The sequence below is a fragment of the Blautia faecis genome (assembly GCF_027662325.1).
GTDB classification, from domain to species: Bacteria; Bacillota; Clostridia; order Lachnospirales; family Lachnospiraceae; genus Blautia_A; species Blautia_A faecis.
In genome coordinates this window covers 1-674 of record NZ_JAQDKY010000114.1, presented here as the reverse complement: position 1 = coordinate 674, position 674 = coordinate 1, and the positions used below count along the sequence as shown (strand labels likewise).

General features: G+C 35.9%; 2 protein-coding genes. Both read left to right on the top strand.

From position 1 onward, the window contains the following. Nucleotides 1-366 (top strand): hypothetical protein (locus PGQ38_RS19395; RefSeq protein ID WP_330674560.1); only part of this gene is annotated, 366 nt, incomplete at its 5' end. Between the two features lie 87 nt (nt 367-453). Beyond that, nucleotides 454-674, top strand: a 221-nt coding sequence (locus PGQ38_RS19390; protein ID WP_270432293.1) for a hypothetical protein, incomplete at its 3' end; no start/stop codon positions are given.

Below are 674 nucleotides of genomic sequence, written 5' to 3'. Positions count from 1 at the left end.
GAAATGAAATATAATATTTTCGGGTGTACCATTTCTGGATCATATTTCGATATGACAAATGAAGATGAATTCTGGCTTCGCGGGAAGGATGATTTAGGAAATGAATATGTTTTTAGTCTCACTTCCTACGATAAACCGAATCTAATTTTTGAATTACAGGATTTGGGGATTTCGGATCATGCAAAACAGTTAACGCTACAGCTTTATCACTATTCAGGAACTATAGGAAAAACGGTTTCCTATGAGCAGAAGGAATCGGAAGATGCTTACATAGAAGAAATAGGAACAGTATATGATGAAGACCAGGCACCGGAAGACCTGGCGGTTCCAGTTGGAGATGGTATTACTGTTGATTTACAAAATTAAATCGGAAATGTAGTGGGAATGGGAAGGAGGGGAGAAAAGAATCCATTTCTCGATTTAAAAATAGGATAATTACAAAGAAGGCTCTTTATGAGAAAAATGAAAAGTTTGTTGTGTGTATTATTAACCATGATTATTTCCCTTGGTAGTATGGTGACGGTAAAGGCAGATACTGAAATCAAGCCATATGAAAATAAGGAAAATGCTGTTTTACTTAAAAGAGAATACATTGATCTTGATGAAGATACGGTGATTGAAATTGAGTCTTATGAAGAAAAAGTTCCGTCTCTCGCAAGAGCTGGATGGAAAAC